We start from the raw sequence: 19,240 nt of genomic DNA on the forward strand, positions 1-19,240 counted from the left end.
GCCTGCGTCAGGGGATCGACGTGCCTCGATCGCCATGACGCTGATCTCCGGGGGAGACTCAAGTGAAGAACGTATCCGCAACGTCTGCGGGCAGGCCCAGGTTCTACCGCGCACTCTCGGCAGTGTGCAGCGCACTGCTGGTCTCGGCCGGTCTGATCGCTTCCGGCTCTGCCGCTGCGGCGGCCGATGCCACGGTGACCAGCGGCGTTGAGCTCACCGACGCCTTCGACTGTGACGGTGAGCAGAGCTGCACGGTCACGGTCGGCGCGGACGTCACCTCCAGCGTCGGGCCCGAGGTGGCTGACGGACGAACCGTGACCCTGGACCTGGCTGGGCATGCGGTAGCGATCACCGGCCAGCGTGACCATGCCGGGATCGGTGTGCCATCGGGGGCCACACTGGTGATCGAGGACAGCGTGGGTGGCGCCGCTCTAACCACCAACGGCGGAGACTTCGGCGCCGGGATCGGCGGCAACTTCAACGAGAGCGCCGGCTCGATCACGATCAATGGTGGCGAGGTGGAGTCAGTTGGCGGCGGGCTAGCGGCCGGGATCGGCGGAGGGCGCAACGGTGCCGGCGGTGACGTGACGATCGGGTCCGGAGCGGCAGTCACTGCGTCCGGGGCCTCAGCTACCTCCACAGCCCTGGGTCCCGGTTCCGGGGCCGAGGGGCTCGGGTCGCTGAGCAATGCCGGCACGCTGACGATCCCGGGCGAGAGCTACGTCGTCATCCCCGACGGGGTGAGCGTGACCAACTCCGGCACGATCACCGGCGAAGGCACGATCAGCAACCAGGGTGCGATCGCGAACACCGGCACCGTGGACTTGAGCACCCTGACCGTAACCGGGCACAACTACTCGATCACCTTCGATGCCAATGGCGGCACCGATGCCCCGGAGGGGTTCCCGGTGTTTGCCACGACGATGGAGGCGGGTGCGAAGTCCCTCCCCAGCGAACAACCGACCTGGCCTGCTCACGGTTTCACCGGCTGGTACCTGTCCTCAGCCGGTGACGGGCAGCCGGTCACCGAGCGGACCGAGCTGACCTCTCAATCGAGAACGATCACCTTCTACGCCGGCTGGGAGCAGCTGCCGGAGAGCCAGGTCACGGTCATCTCCGGAACGAACCCGGCGACGGACAGCGACACGGTCACGTTCACCGCCACCGTCGACCCGGTACCCACCGGCGGCACCGTCGCATTCGTCGACCGCGACACGGTGATCGAGGACTGCGCCGCAGTCCCGGTGGACGCCTCCGGCACCGCGACCTGCGCGCCGAGCGGACTCGATGCGGGCGAGTACGTGATAACCGGGCAGTTCTCCGGCACGGAGAGCGTCTCCGCCAGCACCTCCGACCAGTTGCTGCAGGTGGTCTACTCCACCCGCACCGGTGACGTAGTCGCTTGGGGAGCCAACGTTCACGATGGCGGATATGACGTCCCCGCGCCCGATCATGCCGGGCAGATCGACGTCCCGACGGGCCTGGACGACGTCATCGCTGTGGCGGCCGGAAGTGATCACAGCCTGGCGTTGACCGCGGCCGGAACGATCGTCGGCTGGGGCGGCAACCGGGCCGGCGAGACCGACGTACCGACAAGTGCGAGTGATGTGGTGGCGATCGCCGCCGGCTCGCAGTACAGCACGGCGTTGCGTTCCGACGGCACCGTGGTGGCTTGGGGTCGCAACGACCTCGGTCAGACCGACGTGCCCGCGGGCCTGAGCGATGTGGTGGCGATCGCCGCCGGGGACTTCCATGCCGCCGCGTTGAAGACAGACGGCAGCGTTGTCGTCTGGGGATACAACAACGCCGGTCAGCAGGCCGTTCCGGATGACCTGTTCGCCACCCAGATCTCTGCCGGGACCTTCCATTCCTACGCCATGACCCCACAGGGTGCTGTGGTCGGGTGGGGTGACTTCGCCCGCGGCCAGCTCAGCCCGCCGGACGGGCTCGCCGAAGCGACTCAGGTCGAGGCCGGTGGAGTGTGGAGTCTGGCACTGACGGGCGGGTCCCTCGTGGCGTGGGGTGAGGGCAACTCCGGGCAGACGAACGCGCCCGACCTGAATGATGCCGTCGAGATCTCTGCCGGCTGGTACCACGGTGTGGCCCGCCTGGACGGCGGCACAGTGGTCGCCTGGGGCGATGACTCGGCACAACAGCTGAGTGTGCCGGACGGCCTCGAGCGGGTCTACGCCCTCTCCGCCGGCGGAGCGCACACGCTCGCGCTGGAGTGGACCCCGCCGGTGGTCAACATCGTGACCACGACCTCGCTGACCTCCTCGGCCAACCCGTCCACCGCGGGCGAGGAGGTCACCTTCACCGCCGACGTCGTCTCGAACCCCCGCGGCGGCAGCGTCACCTTCACCGACGGGTCGACCACCCTCTGCGGGGATGTCCCGATCGATGCCGACACCGGAGAAGCTACCTGCGCCCACACCTTCACCACCGACGGCAGCCACTCGATCACCGCGGAGTTCCCCGGCTTCGAGCAGTACCTCGCCTCCACCTCGGATCCGCTCACGCAGCAGGTGGGCCCCGAGGTGACCGCGCCGAGTATCACCACCGAGTCCCTCCCCAGCGGCACGGTCGGCACCCCTTACGAGACGACGCTGGCAGCCACCGGCGGGACTCCGCCCTATACCTGGGACGTCGACGGCGACCTCCCACCAGGACTGCACCTGAGCGGGACCATGATTTCCGGCGAGCCGACGTCGACCGGCAGCTGGGCCTTCACCGTCACTGTGACGGATGCGAACAGCCAGCAGGACAGCCAGGAGCTGACCGTCACGATTGACGATGCCTCCTTCTCTCCGGAGCGATCCACGGTGACTGCCTCACCTAGCTCGGTGCGCGCCGACGGCGCGGCGACCTCCACGATCACGGTCGCGCTGCTGGACGCGGACTCGAGCCCGGTGGCCGGTCAGGAGGTGACGCTGACTGCGAGTGGGGGCAGTTCCGCGGTGTCGGCGCCGAGCGGTGCCTCGGATGCCGACGGTCAGGTCACCTTCACGGTGACGGACACGGTCGCTGAGCAGGTCACTTACACCGCCACGGCAGGTGGCGTCGAGATCGCGCAGACCGCACAGGTCACGTTCACCGCGGGCCCGGTGTCTGCTTCGGCTTCCACGGTGACGGCGTCGCCGACGTCGGCGGTGGCCGATGGCGAGGACGCTTCGACGATCACCGTTACCGCGCTGGACGCGAACGGCAACCCGCTGGCGGACCAGCTGGTCTCACTGACGGGCACTGGCAGCACCGAGATCCGCGAGGACACCCAGTTCACTGACGATGATGGAATCGCGGCATTCGTCGTGACCGACACGGTGGCCGAGCAGGTCACCTACACCGCCACCGTCGAGGGCCTGACGCTGGTCCAATCCGCGACGGTCACGTTCACCGCCGGCGCTGTCTCCGCCGTGCGCTCCACGGTCATGGCCACTCCCGAGTCGGTCGTCGCCGACGGCGAAACCTCCTCGACGGTCACGGTCACGGTCACGGATGCGAACGGCAACCCGCTGGCCGGTGCGAATGTGAGCCTGGCCGCCGGTGGTGGCAGCTCGACCATCTCCGCGGCTAGCGGCCCGGCAGGCGGCGATGGTGTGGTCACGTTCACGGTCACCAACACAGTGGCGGAGCAGGTTGCCTACACCGCCTCCGTGGGCGAGGTCGAGATCGCGCAGACCGCGACTGTCACGTTCACCGCCGGGGACGTCTCCGCCTCGGTGTCGACCATGACCGCGTCGCCCACCTCCGTCGTCGCCGACGGCGAGAGCACCTCGACTATCACCGTCACCGTGTTGGACGCGAACCAGAACCCGGTTGTGGGTCACTCGGTGAGTCTTGCGGCCGGCTCCGGCAGCTCAGAGGTCTCCGAACCCGGCGGCCTTTCCGACGCCGATGGTGTGGTCACGTTCACCGTGACGAACACTGTGGCGGAGCAGGTCACCTACACCGCTACCGCCGGGCAGACCGAACTTGCCCAGACGGCCGCGGTGAACTTCACCCCCGGTCCGGTCTCGGCCGAACTGTCCACGGTCACCGCAGAGCCGTCCTCCGTGGTCGCCGACGGCGTCGCTCAAGCGGCGATCATTGTCACCCTCCGCGACGCATTCGACAACCCGATCGTCAACCAACACGTGGCGCTGGCCGCCGACAGCACGACCGTGGTGTTCGCCCCCGGATCGGTGACCTCGGAGGGCGTGACCACCGTCCTGGTGTCCAACACGGTGGCCGAGCAGGTCACCTTCACCGCCAGCGCCGGTGGGGTCGAGGTCGCGCAGACGGCACGAGTGCTGTTCACGCCGGGCGCAGTCTCCGTCAGCGACTCCACGCTGACCGCCGAGCCGAGCACCGTTGTCGCCGACGGCGAGAGCGCCTCAACCATCACCGCTGTGCTCCTGGACAGCCAGGGCAACCCTGTCCCGGAGCAGACGGTGACCCTGGTGGCCGATGGTGGCAACTCGGTGATCTCCCCGGCCGAGGCCACCTCCGCCACCGACGGCACGGTCGCCTTCACCGTGACCGACACGACCGCCGAACAGGTGACCTACAGCGCCCAGGTGCGTACCGCCGTCGCCAACGCCCGGGTGCTCCTGCTCGCCGATGCGGACCTGACCCTCCAGGCGACCGCCACCGTGACCTTCATCGCGGGTGAGGTCTCGGCCAGCGACTCGACGCTGACCGCCCAGCCGACCACTGCGCTGGCTGACGGGACGAGCACCTCGACGATCACGGCCACGCTCCTGGACGCCCAGGGCAACGCCGTCGCCGGCGAGGAGGTGAGCCTGACCGCGGACGGGGGCAGCTCGGAGATCACCGAGACGACCGGTACCTCCGCCGAGGACGGCACGGTCACCTTCGAGGTCACGAACGAGGTGGCCGAGCAGGTCACCTACCGGGCGAGCGTGGGCGAGCTCGAGCTCGAGCCGCGCGTCACGGTGACGTTCGTGTCCGAACCGAGTGCGCCGCTGAACCCGGGCGTGAGCGCCGGTGACGCCCAGGTCGAGCTCACCTGGGACACCCCGGCCAGCGATGGCGAGTCCCCGCTGCTCGGCTACCAGGTCTACCGATCCACCGAGGCAGGCGAACGCGGGACGTTGCTGACGACCGACGGGCCGCTGGAAGCCGCCGCGTACATTGACACCGCCGTGGAGAACCGCACCACGTACTACTACGCGATCACCGCCGTCAACGCGATCGGTGAGGGCCCGGCCGCGGAGCCGGTCGAGGCGACCCCGTTCGCCCCGCTCCTCGTCACCACGGAGCAACTGCCCGGGGGCCAGGAAGGCGTGGCCTACTCCGCGGAGCTGGCGGCCACCGGCGGTCTGGTCGCGGACTACACCTGGACCCTGGTGGCCGGCGCCCTGCCGCCGGGGCTGGAGCTGAGCGGCGACGGGATGATCACCGGGACACCGACCAGCGCCGGCGAGTATGCCTTCACGATCGGCGTGAACAATCCGGCGCAAGCAGATCTGGTGATCGTGGTAGAGCCGGCCGATGTGCTGGCGCCGGTACCGGACGAGCCGCCGGCCGAGCCTGAGGCGCCCGAGGGTGCAGCGGATCTGCCCAGCACCGGAAGTAGCCCGGGCCCGCCGATCGGTCTGGCCGCGCTCGGCATCATGGCAGGTCTCGCCCTGCTCGGGTTGCGCGCCGTGCTCGGCCGGAGGCGTGGGTCGGCAGGCTAGGGCGGAGGTCATGGCCGCACGCGGGAGGGCAAGGTATCGGCTACGCCTGAGGTTTCCGCACCGGTTCGGTGAGCCCCGCCTCCCGCGCCACGATCGCCGCCTGCACCCGGGACCGGCAACCGAGTTTCGCGAGCACCCGGGAGACGTGCGACTTGGTGGTCGCCTCCGTGATGTGCAACGCCCGGCTGATCTCCTGGTTCGACCAGCCGCGGCCGATACAGGCCAGGACCTCGCACTCGCGGGAGGTGAGGTCGCCGAACTGATCGGGCTCGCCGGCCTCGGTCCCCTCACCAGAACCCGGGCGGGAGGCGACGAAGGCGTCCAGGAGAGTGCGGGTGACCTCCGGGGCGATCACGCCCTCACCCGCCCCCACCCGTCGCACCGCATCCACCAGCGACGGGCCGTCGGTTGTCTTGAGCAGGAACCCGGCGGCACCGGCACGCAGCGCGGCCAGCACGTACTCGTCCAGGTCGAAGGTGGTCAGGACGAGCACGTGGGACGAGGCGGCGGCGACGATCGCCTCGGTCGCCTGCACGCCGTCCATCCGGGGCATCCGGATGTCCATCAGCACCACATCGGGTCGCAGGGCACGGGCGTTCGCCACGGCGGCTTCGCCGTCGGCCGCCTCGCCGACCACCTCGATCCCCGGGTCGGTCTCGAGCAGCATCCTTAACCCGGCGCGCACGGCCCCGTGGTCGTCGGCGAGGAGCACGCGAATCGTCATGGAGCCTCCTGTGTCAGCGGGAGCCGCGCCCGCACCGTCCAGGTACCGCCGTCGAGTCCAGCGGTGCAGATACCCCCGACGGCGTGGGCTCGCTCGGTCATGATGTCCAGCCCCAGCCCGGAACCGGTGCGTTCCGCCCTGCCGGCCGTGCTGACGGCGTTGCGCACTTCCAGATTCAGGTGCGCGTCTGTGGTGCTCACCCGTATCTCAGGTGGCTGGTCGCCATGCTTGGTCGCATTGGTGAGGCTCTCCTGGAGGAGGCGGAACGCGGTCTGGTCCACCGCCGTCGGGAGTTCCGGCAGGTCAGCGCAGCGCAACGTGCCGTGATGAGCGGCGACCAGGTCCCGCACGGTCTGGGCGTCGCTGATCCGGGTGGCCGCACGCTCCGGCTCACCACCACGCAGCAACCGGATCATGGTGCGCATCTCGCTCAGCGCCGACAGGCTTGAGGCGCGGGTGGCTTCGAGGGCACGGCGCGTCGGGGGATCAGCGCCGGTGCGCACCAGGGCAGCCTCGGTGTGCAGCGCGATCGCGGACAGGTTCCCGGCGATGGCATCGTGCAGGTCCCGGGCCATGCGCTCCCGCTCGTCCCGCAGCGCTTCCTCCTGCTGCAGCTGGGCGAGCCGGGCCTGGTCGTCCGCCCGTGCGGAGGCGAGCGCGGCGAGCTGAGCCTGCCGGCGCACCGACGTGCCCCACCAGATCGGGGTGGCGAGCACGGCGAACGCCTGCAGCCCGACGAAGAGGCCCACCCGCAGGTCCAGCGCCAGCGCCCAGGTGAGCACGGTGGCCCCGGCGATCACCATGGCCGTGACGGTGAACAACCGCCGGAGCGCGCGCTCGGAACCGACCAGGGCGAGGGTGTAGAGCAGGTCGATCAGCACGAGCATGACGCCGAGACTCCCGCCGATGGCGAGGTCGGCGGTGAAGATCAGTGCACCGAGGGCGAGCATGACCACCGGGTGCCGGCTCTTGCCGAGCATCACCAGGCAGCCGAGCGCGAGCGGCGGCACGTGCCACCATCCGGGTGCGCCGGAGACCGGCGCGTTGCTGAGCACCGGTCCCAGCCCGATGCTCAGCGCGATCAGGCCGACGGCCGCGACGGCTGCCGCGTCGGTGACGGCGCGCCGCAGCGGGGTGCCGCGCAGGTGCCGGCGCCACGTCTCGACCCATCCGTCCACGCGACCATTCTCGCTGCCACCGTCGATCTGCGGATGCGACGAAAGTGTGAGGCACGATGGCGACGCCTGGCCGATGCCTGCGCAGGCGCGTTCGCGCAGGCTGAGGCCATGACGCTCGCCCTGCTCGGCCCTCTGGCCGTCCTCGCCCTGGTGGACTCCACCAGTTTCGGCACGCTGCTCATCCCGATCTGGCTGATGCTGAGCCCAGGACGGTTGCGCCCGGGCCGGGTGCTCGTCTTCCTCGCGACCGTCGCGGTCTTCTACCTCGGCGTCGGGCTGCTCCTGCTCGCCGGTGCGGACTCCCTGATGGCGGCCCTCGACGAGGATTCCCCAGCGCTCACCTACGGCCAGCTGGTGCTCGGTGCCGCCCTGTTCGCCGGGGCGTTCGTCGTCGGCCGAAAGCCGAAGGAGGGGGAGCGCGCGCCCGGTCGGCTCTCCCGATGGCGCGAACGCACCGTCACCGCGGACGGGCGCGGCGGCTGGACGGCCCTGGTGGGTCTTGCGCTGGGCGCGGCCACTCTCGAGGTGGCCACGATGCTGCCGTACCTCGGCGCCGTCGGGATGCTCACCGCCGCCGATCTCACCGCGACCGATCGGGTGCTGCTGCTGGCCGGATACTGCCTGGTGATGGTGCTCCCGGCGCTGGTGCTGCTCGGCGGGCGGATCGCTGCCCGCCGGGTGATGGAGCCGTTGCTGACTCGGGTGTCGGCCTGGATGGCGAAGTCCTCGGGCGAGACGATCAGCTGGGTGATGGGGATTGCCGGGTTCCTGCTGCTGCGGGATGCGGCCGCGCGGATCGGGCTGCTCGAGCAGCTGGGGGTCTCGATCTCCTGAGGTTCACGGACCCAGCAGAGCCAACGGCACCACTTCTCTATGAGGCAGATGGCCGAGCATCTATCAGGCAGATGGCCGGACTCGGTGAGGCAGGTCGACGGCCTTCTGGTAGGCAGACGGACGATGCGCTGGTCTGACCCACGGCCCGCGCACGGCCCGGAATTAGGCCCGCTGACAGGTGAATGAATACCCTGGGGCGCATGGCCGACGATGTCACCGCACCAGAACCCACCACCCCTGCGAAGCCGGCCATCCCGAGCTGGCCGATCGGCCTGACGGTGATGGGGTACGGCGGTGACTACAACCCCGAGCAGTGGCCGATGGAGGTCCGGCTCGAGGACATCGCGATGATGCGTGAGGCCGGGGTGAACCTGGTGAGCCTGGCGATCTTCTCCTGGGCCACGCTCGAGCCGCGCGAGGGGCGCTACGACTGGACCTGGTTGGACAACATCCTGGATCGGCTGCAGGCCGCCGGGGTGAAGGTCGCGCTGGCCACGGCAACCGCCTCACCACCACCGTGGCTGACGGCGAACCACCCGGAGATCCTGCCCCGCACCGCCGAGGGTGTGGAGCTCCACCAGGGCGGCCGGCAGTCCTACGCCCCGTCCTCCCCGGTGTACCGCGAGTACGCGGTGAAGATGGCCAAAGCGATCGCCGAACGGTACGCCGAGCACCCGGCGCTCGCCCTGTGGCACATCGACAACGAGATCGGCTGCCACGTCCCGCACGACTACTCCGAGTCCGCGCAGCGGGCGTTCCGCACCTGGCTGCGCCGCAGGTACCGCACCATCGACCGGTTGAACACTGCCTGGGGCACCGCCTTCTGGTCCCAGCGCTACAGCGCATTCAAGGACGTGCTGCCCCCACTGTCGGCGCCCACCTACGCCAACCCCACCCAGCAGCTCGATTTCGCCCGGTTCTCCTCGGACACCCTGCTGGACTACTACAAGAAGCTGCGCGACGCCGTCCGGCCGATCACTCCACACATCCCGTCCACCACCAACTTCATGGTGAACCTGAGCACCAAGTGGATGGACTACTACCGCTGGGCGCGCGAGGTGGACGTGGTGGCCACCGACCACTACACGATCGCCGCCGATGCCGAGCGGGAGGTCGACCTCGCCCTGGCCGCGGACATGACCCGCGGCGTGGCCGGCGGCAAGCCGTGGATCCTGATGGAGCACTCCACCGGCGCGGTGAACTGGCAGCCCCGCAACCGGGCCAAGGGACCGGGGGAGATGCTGCGCAACTCGCTCGCGCACGTGGCCCGCGGTGCGGACTCGGTGATGTTCTTCCAGTTCCGCCAGTCCCAGGCAGGCGCCGAGAAGTTCCACTCCGCGCTGGTGCCGCACGCCGGGCGGGAGTCAGCCATCTGGCGCGAGAGCGTGCACCTGGGCGAGGTGCTCGCCAACCTGGGGGACGTCGTCGGCTCTCGGGTGCAGGCACGCGTGGCGCTGCTCTTCGACTATCAGGCGTGGTGGGCGTGCGAGCTGGACTCCCACCCCAGCGAGGACGTCACCTACGGCGACCGGCTGCGCGCGCTGTACCGCGAGCTGTGGCGCCGCGGCGTGGCCACGGACGTGGTGCAGCCCGGTGCCGACCTGAGCGAGTACGACCTCATCCTGGTTCCGACGCTGTACCTGATCACTGACGCCGACGCCGCGAACGTGGCGGCTGCTGCCGAGCGCGGCGCCACGGTGCTGATCACCTACTTCTCCGGGATCGTCGACGAGAACGACCACGCCCGACTCGGCGGCTACCCCGGTGCGTTCCGGGAACTGCTGGGCGTGCGTACGGACGAGTTCTTCCCGCTACTCGCCGACGAGCGAGTCACCCTGGATGACGGCACGACGGCGGACGTGTGGACCGAACGGGTCGAGGTCACCACGGCCGAGGTGGTGCGCTCCTTCACCGACGGTCCACTACCGGACGGTCCTGCGGTCACCCGCAACGCCGTCGGCGAGGGCGCTGCCTGGTACGTGGCCACCCGTCAGGACGAGGCCGGGACCGCCGCCGTGATCGAGCAGGTGCTCGCCGAGTCCGGAGTGGCTCCGGCAGCAGCGACGACGCCGGGCGTGGAGGTGGTGCGCCGCGCCGAGCACGGCGAGGACGGTGGCAACCGCAGTTTCCTGTTCGTGCTGAACCACACCGACGCTGCTGCCACCGTGCCAGCCACGGGAACGGACCTGGTCTCCGGTGCTGAGGTCGGTGAATCTGTGGTGGTGCCCGCTCACGGGGTGGCCGTCGTGGCCGAGGGCTGATCGCCCTCGGGACCATCTGCGAACGAGCACCCTCTAGGTCTACCGAGCACCAGCGCGGCGCCGGCCGCGTCGCAGTCCCACGGTGCGGATCCGTGCACGTCACCACAGTCCTGACAGGGGCCTCTGCCGGGACGCTCCTCCCACCACTCAGTGGTGTCCGGTTCGAGTCCGTCGTTCATGGGGCAGCATCCTTGGGGCGTCGCGGAATCCGGTGCCGACGCTCGACACCGCTACCCCTTCAGAGCGTGCGTCGGCCTCCTAGATACACGTCACCCGCGACCGATTGCGGGGCTCACTGCTCCCGGCGGCGCTCCTCCGGCGGAAGACCGGTCTCACGGTGCTCCACGGTGGCCGTATGCGAGCTCCGGTTGCGCTGGGCGTTCACGACGATCGCCAGGATGAGCGCAAGCGCTCCGGCGCCCATGCAGATGTAGCCGACCATAGTCAGATCGACCGCGTCGATGCTGTCCCGGACCGCGAAGGCCAGGATCGCGCCGACAACGAGGAGGAAGATACCTCCGCCGATACCCATGCTGACCATCCTCTCCGGCGCCAGGGGGCGCCTGGGCACCATCGTCTCCGACCGGTCGCCGGGGCGCATCCGCTGCGCTTCTGTGCTCCGACAGGGGCGGACGGCGCCGTCAGCCCTTCACCCCGCTGGCGAAGCCCACGATGAAGGTGCGCTGCATGAAGAAGTAGACGATCAGCAGTGGAATGATCGCGATGGCCATCCCGGCGAACAGCACGCCCCAGTCGGTGGCGTACTCGCCGCGGAAGGCGTAGATCGCCACCGGGAGGGTCTGCTGCGGACTGCCGCCCACGTACAGCAATGGGGTGAGGAAGTCGTTCCAGGTGGTGATCCCGGTGAGGATCACCACGGTGCCGGTGATCGGGCGCAGCAGCGGGAAGACCACGGAACCGAAGGTCCGCAGCGGTCCGGCGCCGTCCACCCGGGCGGCCTCCTCGTACTCGCGCGGCAGGGCGCGCACGAAGCCCGCGTACAGGAACACGGTGAACGGCAGCTGGTGGCCAGCCTCGAACAAGATCACCGCCGTCCAGGTGCCGAGCAGGTTGGCCTCGTTCATCCACTGGTACAGCGGCACCATGGCCAGCTGCAACGGGATCATCAGCCCGAGCAGGAACACCAGGTAGATCACCGTGCTGAGCCGGCTCAGCCTGCGGGCCAGGGTGTACGCGGCCACCGATCCCAGCAGGACCAGCAGCGCCACGGAGAGCACGGCCACCACGATCGAGGAGACGTAGGCGCTGCCGAGCTTCCCGGCCTCCCAGGCCGTCGAGTAGTTGCTCAGGTGCAGTCCGGTGGGGAGCCCGAGCGGGTCGGCCGCCACCTCGGGAGGTGTCTTCAGCGAGACGGTGAAGAACACGTAGAACGGGAACACGAAGCAGGCGGCGAGGGCCACCATGGCCAGTTCGCGGACCACCCGCCCGGGGCGGATCGCTCTCTTCGGCGCCCCTGCGCGGGGGCTCCTCCCACTCATCGATGTCTTCTGGTCTGAGTGGTCCGGTGCCTCGCTGCGGTGCACCTCGTCCCTCGGCGCCCCTGCCTGCGGCTGTATCTGACGGCTCCTCCCACTCATCGATCAACCTCGAACTTGCGCAACGCCCCCAGCTGCACCAGCGCGAAGGCGAACACGATCATCGTCAGCACCAGGGCGATCGCCGTGGAATAGCCGAACCGTCCCGAGACGAACGCCTCCTTGTACATGATCACCGAGAGGGTCTCGGTGGCGTAGCCCGGGCCACCACCGGTCATCGCGAACACCTGGTCGAACACCTTGAGGCTGCTGATCAGGGTGAGCGACATCGCCACCGTGGTGGCCGGGATCAGCAGCGGGATGGTGATCTGCACGAGTCGTTGCCACGCCGACGCCCCGTCCAGCGAGGCAGACTCGACCAGCTCGGCAGGGATCCCCTGCAGGCCGGCCAGGTAGATGACCATCGTGAGCCCGGCGTTCTGCCAGATCATCACCCCGATCACCGTCCCCAGCGCGATGGAGGAGTCGCCCAGCCAGTTCTGCGCCAGAGCCCCGAGCCCGACATCGCGCAGCACCGTGTTCAACGGGCCGGACGGGGTGAGCAGGAACTGCCAGAGGAACGCGATCACCACCGGGGGCAGCAGCGCAGGAGCGAAGAACAACGTGCGCAGCACGTTCTTGGTCAGCAACGCCGAGTGCAGGGCGATCGCCAGCGCCAGACCGACCACCGTCTGTATCGAGGTCACGCTGACGGCGATGATCACCGTGTTCCGCAGTGCCGCCCGGGCGGCCACGTCGGAGAACATCTCGGTGAAGTTGGCCCACCCCAGGAACGTGGTGCCGTCGGCACGGCCGCTCCAGTCGGTGAACGCGTAGGCCGCACCGGACAACGTCGGGTACAGCACCACCAGCCCGTAGAGCGCGAGTGCCGGGAGCAGCAAGGCATAGGGCACCCCGGCAGGGGTGCGCCGGGTGACGCTCGTGGCGGACGACGGCGTCCCTCGCCCGCCACGAGTCAGTGGTGCTGTGGTCACGGGGTACCCAGGTCGTGCTCGGCGTCCATCTGCTCGAGCAGGTCAGGAATCGTGATCTCGTCCGCGTAGAGCTGTGCGCCGGACTGCAGCATGGTCTGCTGCACATCCCCGTTCGGCCACAGGTAATTCGCGTAGGCGACCGTGCGGGCCGAGTCCACCAGCGGCATGACCGGCTCCAGCGCCTCGTTGGTGCTCTGCGCTCCGACGTCCAGACCGGGCAGTGCCGCGATCGTGTTCGCGTACGTCTCCACGTTCTCCGGGCGGGACAGGTACTCCAGGAAGGTCCGCGCAGCGTCGGGGTTGGCAGCCTCGGCGTTCACAGCCAGGAAGTCCGGTGCCGTCGGCAGCAGAGTGGCCTCGGCGTCATCGGTGGCCGGCATCGCGAAGATGGCGATGTCCTCGGCCCCGCCCGGGGCGTACTCCACCAGCTGCGGCAGGCCCGAGTTGGTCAGCAGCACCATCCCTGCCTCGCCGGTGGCCACGTCCTGCAGGGCCTCCTCCGGCGGCACACCCAGCGAGTCGGCGGTGAAGAAGTCGCGGTCGCGCAGCTCGAGATACTTCTCGAACACCTCGGTCCACTCCGGGTGCTCGGAGAACGAGGTCTCCTCGGCGCGCATCCGCTCCTCGATGTCCGGCTCCGGGCCGTAGATCATCGTGCCGGCCAGGGCATAGACGTAGAACTGCAGGTAGATCGCCCCGCCGGCTAATCCCTGGGCGATCGGGGTCTTGCCGGCGTCCTGCAACTCTTGGCAGACCTCCAGCAACTCCGACCACGTGGTCGGCGGGGTGAGGCCGAGCTCGTCGAACAGCGCCACGTTGTAGGCCATCACCAGGGAATTCCTGGCCACCGGGAAGCCATAGGTGACGCCGTCCACTGCGGACAGGGCCGTGGTGCCGGGGTCGATAGAGCTCACCCACGGCTGGTCGGACAGGTCGAGCAGGCCCCCGCTGGAGCCGAGCGCCCCGGCCGCGACACTGCTGGAGTACCCGGGGGAGACGCGGAAGACGTCCGCGGCAGTACCGGAGCCGAGCTGCACCGCGAGCTGCTGGTTCAGGTCGGGGACCGCGGCGGACGTGTGGTCCACGGTGATGCCGGTCTCGTCGGTGAAGCCCTCCAGCAGTGGCTCCAATCCGGTGTTCTGCTCGGTCGAGACATAGGCGGTGACGGTGCCGCCTGCGGCATCGCCGTCACCGGAACCGCCGGGCTCGGGATCGTCGGTGTTCACGAAGCCGCTGCAGGCGGCAAGGGTGAGCGCGAGCGTCGCGACGCTCGCGCCGGTGAGCACGGCTCGACGGGAGTGCGGGTGTGCGGTGCGGGTCATGACCTCTCCTTCGAGGGTGGGGCAGGGGTGTGATGTGGATCGGTGCCCGGCGTGCCGGGGTCGCCCGGGACGATCGCGCCATGCGTGCGGAGCAGGCCGCGGGCCGACTCCAGGGAGACGTCCAACGGGTCGGCGGCGGTGTCGGCGGCGAGGCTCGCCAGTGCTCCGGCCGCCTGGCCCATCGCCATGCAGGAGGCCTGTACCCGGTACGCGGAGCTGGCCTCCTGGTCGCCGGAGATCGGCCGGCCGGCGACGACGAGCCGGTGGCTGCCGCGCGGGATCATCGCCCCGCGAGGCATCGTGGGGAAGGTGCCGAAGCTGAGCGGACGGATGTCGATCCCGTCGCCGTCCACCGAGTGCACATCGATCGGGTAGAAGCTGTAGCTGAGTGCGTCCGGCCACCGTCGCCCGGAGGTGTAGTCGGCCAGCGTCACCCGCTCCACACCCTCGATGGTGAAGGTCTCCCGGACACCCGTCTCGATCGCCCACCGGGCGATGGAGAGGTCCTCGAGACCTGGCTGAGCGCGCAGGAAGGTGTAGACGCGCATCAGCGTGGCCCGGCCGGCGACCTCGGCGACCGTCCGGCTCTCGGAGGTCCCGCCGTCGATGCCTGGGACGTGGATCGCGTTCTCGCCCCGCTTGCGCAGGAACGCGCGGGTGGGCTGGTGGAACTCCTGCAGGTCGCCGCGGCGCAACCGGCCCTCGGCGACGGCCTCCTCGTAGGCGGCGTCCAGGGCCTCATAGTCGAGCGTGGTGGGGTCATAGCCGTCCAGGCGCACCATGATGGTGCCCGGTTGGCGGCCGGTGTTGTGCCGCCGGGGGAGACCGGCCAGCCCGGTCACGTCGGCATCGCCCGTGGTGTCCACCAGCTGGGCGGCCTCGATGCGGCGCAGGCCCTCCTTGCCGCACAGGGTGAGGGACCAGCCGTCCGCCGTGGGCTCTGCCGTGGCCGGCATGGTGTGCAGCAGCAGCTCGGCACCCGAGCCCAGCACGGTCTCGTCGATCACCGATGCGTATATGGCCGGGACCACCGGGATCTGCAGCTTGTAGTGCGGGAGGTCCCAGCGGGAGAAGTCCGGCAGGTCCCGACCGGTCAGTGCCACCGCGCGGGAGACCATCTCCCAGCCGATGCCGGCGATGATCTGCTCACCCCAGGCGTGGAACAGGCCCGGCAGTGCCACCCCGGCCACGGTGGTGGTGCCACCGAGGGCGCCGTTCTTCTCCACCAGCAGCGTGCGTGCGCCCGCGCGGGCGGACTGGACGGCGGCCGGGGCTCCGGCTGGTCCGCCGCCGATCACGACGACGTCGTAGCGCTCGGTCATCGTTCCTCCTCGCCCTGCTGGACGGTGTCGGTTCTGGCGCCGAGCAGGGCAGAGAGGGTGTCCGCAGCGTCCAGCACGGCACTGCGCATCGCCTCCTGATGCGCCGGGGTGCTGCGCACTGACGGGTAGCCGATGCACAGCGCGGCGACGACCGCGCCGCTGTGGTCGCGCACCGGGGCGGCCACCCCGCAGACGCCGGCCGCCTCCTCCTCGACGTTGGTGGCGAAGCCCTGCTGCCGGACGGCGCTGACGAGGGCGGCGAGCTGTGCCTTGGACTCAGACACGTTGGACCGCCAGGGCGCCGATGTGAGCAAGTGGTCGCGTCGCGCATCATCGAGCTCGGCGAAGAGCACCTTGCCCGCTGCGGTGTGGAAGGGCACGGTCGCCGTCGCGGTGTCGAATCGCGCCACCGTCGGATTGATGTTCAGCAACTGCCGGCTCACCAGCACCGCCAGGTCTACGCGATGCCCGTCCTTGAGTACGGACAGGTGCACGGTCTCGTCGGTCTTCTCCCACAGCTCGCGCAGCACCGGCGTGGCCACCGAGGCGAGGTCGGTCTGCTCCACGTAGGCGCGGTTCAGCTCGAAGAAGGTCGGGCCGAGCAGGTAGTGGCGCTCCGGGTCCCGTTGGCGTACCAAGCCGTGGGTGGCCAGGGCGCTCAGCAGTGTGCGGGCCGTGGACGGTCGCAGACCGGCGGACGCCGTCAGTGACTTCAGGGCGAGCCCTCCGGGACCGGCCTGTGCGATGGCGCGCAGCATGGCCACCGACCGGTCGATCACCTGGATCGAGCTGCGGGCTGCCTGCGGGGTGCTCTGCGTATCGGGATCGTCCATGACCTACCTGTCGAACGTCGTCGTTCATCGGACCAGCGCCGTGCGTGCGTTCGACAATATCGAACTACAGGCGACACTATGGCGCAAGTCGACGGTAACGGCTACCGTTCAATCGAGTCAACGTCGACCCGGCGGACCCGTTCCGCCCCTGGAAGGAAGCCGCCATGCGCTCGTCTGCCCCCACTCGCCGCATCGTCATCGGAAGCCTTGCTGCCGGAGCAGCAGGCGTCGCCACGACAGCTCTCGACACCCCCGCACGTGCGGAGGTCTCCCGGCCTGCGAACCAGACCAGTGGGCCGCTCCCACCGGTGTCTGCGCTGCCGGCGGGCGCCCCGGACCGCCAGGCATTCGCCCCCGAGGAACAGCGGCTCGCGTACTACCTGGTGACCCTCGCCGACATCGCGAACGACGTGGACGACTCCGACACCGAGCTACGGGGCTTCATCCACGGCGGCTGGTGGCGCTCCCCGGACGCCCCGTTCAACGCTCGCATCAGTGAGATGGTCTCGGTGTTCGCCTGGTTCGCGGCCAGCGAGCGCAGCTGGAACCCCTACACCGGTGATCCCGCCCTGGTGGCCCGCACCGATGCCGCGATCGGCTACTACCTCACACTGCAACACGAGGATGGCTCGTGGCCGGAGTACTCGGCCACCGAACACTCCCGCGCGGCCACCGCCTTCGCGCTCGGCTACCTGAGCAAGACGCTCGACCTGCTCCGTTCGGCCGACCTGCTGCCCGGCCGGCGGCCACAGATCACCGACGCGCTCCGGGCGGCGATGCGGTGGTTCCTGGACCCCGGCAACGGCGAGATCTGGCAGGACGAGCTGGTCGAGTTCGTGAACCAGCCGCTGGCGGGGGTTTCCGGTGCTGCCCGTGCGCTGAGCCTGGACCCGGACGCCGGGCTCGAGGCATTGCTCACGGACCGGATCGAGTTCATCGCCGACCATGGGCAGAGCCCGGCCGGGTTCCTCTACGAGCCCCGCGGGATGGACATCGCCTATAACCTCAACGTGGCGCTCACCGAGATCATTGAGATCCACCGGGAGACCGGTCGACCATCCCTGCTGCCGATGGTGCACCGGCTGGCCGACTGGTTCGGCTATGTCAACGTGCCCGAACCGGACGGGTCCGGCCTGGTCTCCTTCGCCTCGGGTGCGGCGCGGATCCCCATGTACTACCTGGACGCCGTTACTACCGACTTCCAGCAACGGGACGTTGGCTCGGTGCTGAGCCGGCAGGTGCCGGACCTGGCGTCCTTCTACACCACCGCCGAGGAGCGGGACCGGATCCGCGCCGAGTGGGCGGCATCGCCCGAGCCGGTGCCTCCGTTCGAACCCGGGCGGGCGAACCCGCGCATCCTCGCCAACGTCGCCTACGGCGAGCACTATCCGCGTGAGCAGGTGAAGGCGGCCGCATGGCGCCGGATCCCGGCGGTGCGCTCGCAGCGGTTCACCGAACTACGCACCGACCCGATGGACCAGCACTACCTGTTCGTCCGGCGGCCGGCGAGCTACCTGATGGCGTTCTTCGGCACCCGGCCGAACTCGGTGGTCCGGGCCGGGTTCGGGCTGCTCTGGCATCCGGAGGCCGGGGTGCTGATCCAGGGTGGGCAGAGCTCGAACACCGAGTGCTGGGCCACGGTGCTGCCGAACGGCGGCACCGACGGCGCATCGAATCTCACGCCCACCTGGTACGACGGGCCGGTGGCCGACGGCGGCGTGCTGGCGGATCCGACCGGACTGGAGACCGACCTGGGCGTGCGCTGGACCACCACCGGCGGGAACGTGACCGGCGAGGCCCTGATCAGTGACGCCGAGATCGTGCGGGAGATCTCCGCGACGATGGACGCCGTCGAGCAGGTGCCGCTGGTGCTGCTCCCGACCGACGGCGTGCGCTTCTCCGACGGCAGCACGCTCACCCACGGTGAGCCGGCCGAGGCGACGGCGACGTCTGTGACCATCACCAGGGACGCCGTCGTGCTGACGATCGACTGGGGCGATGCGACAGCGGTGACGGTGCAGCCCACCGCCCGCACCCTGTTCGCCGACGCGCGGCGGCGGGTGCACATGCTGCGCATCCCGCACGGCACGGCGGGAAGGGTCCGCTACACGCTCATGTGATCTGGTCGAGTCCCGCCGTCCGCGCTACTCTCGCTGCCCTCGGAAGGAGGCACGATGGCCCGGTTGGACGAGATCGTCGTGGACTGCCGTGCTGCCCCGGCCCTCGCGCGGTTCTGGGCGGAGGTGCTCGACGGGTATGCGGTGCGCCCCTACGACGACGCGGAGATCGCCCGATTGGCGGGCCTCGGCCTGACGCCCCAGACGGACCCGACGGTGGCCGTTGACGGCCCCGGCCCGACGCTGTTCTTCCAGGAGGTGCCCGAGCCGAAGTCGGGGAAGAACCGGCTCCACCTCGACGTCACGGCAGCGGACCGGCAGGCCGAGGTCACCCGGGTGCAGGTGCTCGGCGCCCGGGTGCTCGCCGAGCACCCGGGCTGGACCGTCCTCGCCGACCCGGAAGGGAACGAGTTCTGCATCTCCTCCCGGGGCGGCTGA

The 19,240-nt window shown here is 69.8% G+C and carries 13 protein-coding genes; 5 read left to right on the forward strand and 8 right to left on the reverse strand.

Annotated elements, in window-relative coordinates:
* Positions 1-62: 62 nt before the first annotated feature.
* Positions 63-5,681 (forward strand): Ig-like domain-containing protein, encoded by a 5,619-nt coding sequence (locus BLU77_RS16055; RefSeq protein WP_089774063.1) that lies wholly within the window; start codon positions 63-65, stop codon positions 5,679-5,681.
* Between the two features lie 40 nt (positions 5,682-5,721).
* Here the strand turns inward: BLU77_RS16055 and BLU77_RS16060 are convergent, their stop codons facing one another.
* Entirely contained in the window at positions 5,722-6,405 is a 684-nt protein-coding gene (locus BLU77_RS16060; RefSeq protein WP_089774064.1) for a response regulator, read from the reverse strand.
* The gene (locus tag BLU77_RS16065; protein WP_089774065.1) at positions 6,402-7,583 is read right to left on the reverse strand and encodes a sensor histidine kinase; all 1,182 of its coding nucleotides are present in this window, start codon (positions 7,581-7,583) and stop codon (positions 6,402-6,404) included. The genes BLU77_RS16060 and BLU77_RS16065 overlap by 4 nt, the downstream gene beginning before the upstream one ends.
* A gap of 108 nt (positions 7,584-7,691) precedes the next feature.
* Between BLU77_RS16065 and BLU77_RS16070 the strand changes: the two genes are divergently transcribed.
* The gene (locus tag BLU77_RS16070; protein WP_089774066.1) at positions 7,692-8,417 is read left to right on the forward strand and encodes a GAP family protein; all 726 of its coding nucleotides are present in this window, start codon (positions 7,692-7,694) and stop codon (positions 8,415-8,417) included.
* Between the two features lie 200 nt (positions 8,418-8,617).
* Positions 8,618-10,678 carry a beta-galactosidase gene (locus BLU77_RS16075; protein WP_089774067.1) on the forward strand — a complete coding sequence of 687 codons (2,061 nt, stop codon included), beginning with the start codon at positions 8,618-8,620 and terminating at the stop codon, positions 10,676-10,678.
* A 292-nt stretch (positions 10,679-10,970) separates the two neighbouring features.
* On the opposite strand, the gene BLU77_RS16080 is transcribed toward BLU77_RS16075, so the two are convergent.
* From BLU77_RS16080 to BLU77_RS16105, 6 genes are all read right to left on the reverse strand, one after another.
* Positions 10,971-11,210, reverse strand: a complete 240-nt coding sequence (locus tag BLU77_RS16080; protein WP_089775911.1) for a DUF6458 family protein — start codon at positions 11,208-11,210, stop codon at positions 10,971-10,973.
* 109 nt (positions 11,211-11,319) lie between these two features.
* Positions 11,320-12,177 (reverse strand): carbohydrate ABC transporter permease, encoded by an 858-nt coding sequence (locus BLU77_RS16085; protein ID WP_245708904.1) that lies wholly within the window; start codon positions 12,175-12,177, stop codon positions 11,320-11,322.
* Between the two features lie 95 nt (positions 12,178-12,272).
* Positions 12,273-13,208 (reverse strand): carbohydrate ABC transporter permease, encoded by a 936-nt coding sequence (locus BLU77_RS16090; RefSeq protein WP_245708905.1) that lies wholly within the window; start codon positions 13,206-13,208, stop codon positions 12,273-12,275.
* Complete coding sequence (locus BLU77_RS16095; protein WP_089774069.1) at positions 13,205-14,530, reverse strand: ABC transporter substrate-binding protein; 1,326 nt, start codon at positions 14,528-14,530, stop codon at positions 13,205-13,207. The genes BLU77_RS16090 and BLU77_RS16095 overlap by 4 nt, the downstream gene beginning before the upstream one ends.
* Positions 14,527-15,852 (reverse strand): FAD-dependent oxidoreductase, encoded by a 1,326-nt coding sequence (locus BLU77_RS16100; protein WP_089774070.1) that lies wholly within the window; start codon positions 15,850-15,852, stop codon positions 14,527-14,529. The genes BLU77_RS16095 and BLU77_RS16100 overlap by 4 nt, the downstream gene beginning before the upstream one ends.
* On the reverse strand, positions 15,849-16,685 hold the full coding sequence (locus tag BLU77_RS16105; RefSeq protein ID WP_089774071.1) for an IclR family transcriptional regulator: 837 nt from the start codon (positions 16,683-16,685) through the stop codon (positions 15,849-15,851). Before BLU77_RS16105 ends, BLU77_RS16100 begins: the two co-directional genes overlap by 4 nt.
* Before the next feature lie 164 nt (positions 16,686-16,849).
* Here BLU77_RS16105 and BLU77_RS16110 point away from each other — a divergent pair, with 164 nt between their 5' ends.
* A complete protein-coding gene (locus tag BLU77_RS16110; protein WP_089774072.1) occupies positions 16,850-18,805 on the forward strand; it encodes a hypothetical protein in 1,956 nt (651 codons plus the stop codon).
* A gap of 54 nt (positions 18,806-18,859) precedes the next feature.
* Complete coding sequence (locus BLU77_RS16115; protein ID WP_089774073.1) at positions 18,860-19,240, forward strand: VOC family protein; 381 nt, start codon at positions 18,860-18,862, stop codon at positions 19,238-19,240.

The organism is Ruania alba (assembly GCF_900105765.1).
Taxonomy (GTDB): Bacteria; Actinomycetota; Actinomycetes; order Actinomycetales; family Beutenbergiaceae; genus Ruania; species Ruania alba.

Excerpts from the sequence above, each read along its gene's own strand:
- BLU77_RS16105 (WP_089774071.1), bottom strand. The coding sequence starts at position 16,685 with ATGGACGATCCCGATACGCAGAGCACCCCGCAGGCAGCCCGCAGCTCG.
- BLU77_RS16085 (WP_245708904.1), bottom strand. The coding sequence starts at position 12,177 with ATGAGTGGGAGGAGCCCCCGCGCAGGGGCGCCGAAGAGAGCGATCCGC.
- BLU77_RS16070 (WP_089774066.1), top strand. The coding sequence starts at position 7,692 with ATGACGCTCGCCCTGCTCGGCCCTCTGGCCGTCCTCGCCCTGGTGGAC.
- BLU77_RS16095 (WP_089774069.1), bottom strand. The coding sequence starts at position 14,530 with ATGACCCGCACCGCACACCCGCACTCCCGTCGAGCCGTGCTCACCGGC.
- BLU77_RS16115 (WP_089774073.1), top strand. The coding sequence starts at position 18,860 with ATGGCCCGGTTGGACGAGATCGTCGTGGACTGCCGTGCTGCCCCGGCC.
- BLU77_RS16110 (WP_089774072.1), top strand. The coding sequence starts at position 16,850 with ATGCGCTCGTCTGCCCCCACTCGCCGCATCGTCATCGGAAGCCTTGCT.
- BLU77_RS16100 (WP_089774070.1), bottom strand. The coding sequence starts at position 15,852 with ATGACCGAGCGCTACGACGTCGTCGTGATCGGCGGCGGACCAGCCGGA.
- BLU77_RS16075 (WP_089774067.1), top strand. The coding sequence starts at position 8,618 with ATGGCCGACGATGTCACCGCACCAGAACCCACCACCCCTGCGAAGCCG.
- BLU77_RS16080 (WP_089775911.1), bottom strand. The coding sequence starts at position 11,210 with ATGGGTATCGGCGGAGGTATCTTCCTCCTCGTTGTCGGCGCGATCCTG.
- BLU77_RS16060 (WP_089774064.1), bottom strand. The coding sequence starts at position 6,405 with ATGACGATTCGCGTGCTCCTCGCCGACGACCACGGGGCCGTGCGCGCC.